This window comes from Pseudoalteromonas sp. S558 (genome assembly GCF_005886635.1).
GTDB lineage: Bacteria > Pseudomonadota > Gammaproteobacteria > Enterobacterales > Alteromonadaceae > Pseudoalteromonas > Pseudoalteromonas aliena.
In genome coordinates this window covers 1-459 of record NZ_PNDU01000677.1, presented here as the reverse complement: position 1 = coordinate 459, position 459 = coordinate 1, and the positions used below count along the sequence as shown (strand labels likewise).

The window sequence follows — 459 nt, the reverse complement described above, 5'->3', positions numbered from 1 at the left end:
TCCATACAACCTGCGCTGAGTTTCCGCTAGGCCAAAATTTAATGGCGCTATAATGCCAAAATTTATCTTAAGTTAACATTAACCCTTGGCGCAAATAAAAAAGCCTCCCAAAGTGGGAGGCTTTCCTGAAGATTAATAGCTTATAGCATTAAAAAGAATATTAAACCGACACCTAATAATAAACGATAAATAACAAATGGTAGCATTCCCATTCGCTCAATCACTTTTAAAAACATAAAAATACAAGCATAAGCTGATAAAAACGACAGCACTACACCTAACAATAATTCCGTCCAATCTTCTATATTATCGCCAAGGGCAAGCTCTGCAGTATAATAAAGACCCATCATTGAAATGATTGGAATAGCTAATAAAAACGAAAAGCGCGCTGCACTTTGCTTGTTCATACCTAACATTAAACCCGCTGTCATGGTAATACCTGAACGTGAAGTGCCAGGG

At 37.3% G+C, this 459-nt stretch carries 1 protein-coding gene; it reads right to left on the bottom strand.

Going from position 1 to position 459, the window contains the following annotated elements; genetic code table 11:
* Positions 1–140: 140 nt before the first annotated feature.
* The coding region (locus tag CWB66_RS21910) for an undecaprenyl-diphosphate phosphatase (RefSeq protein WP_289508526.1) at positions 141–459 on the bottom strand (319 nt) is incomplete at its 5' end.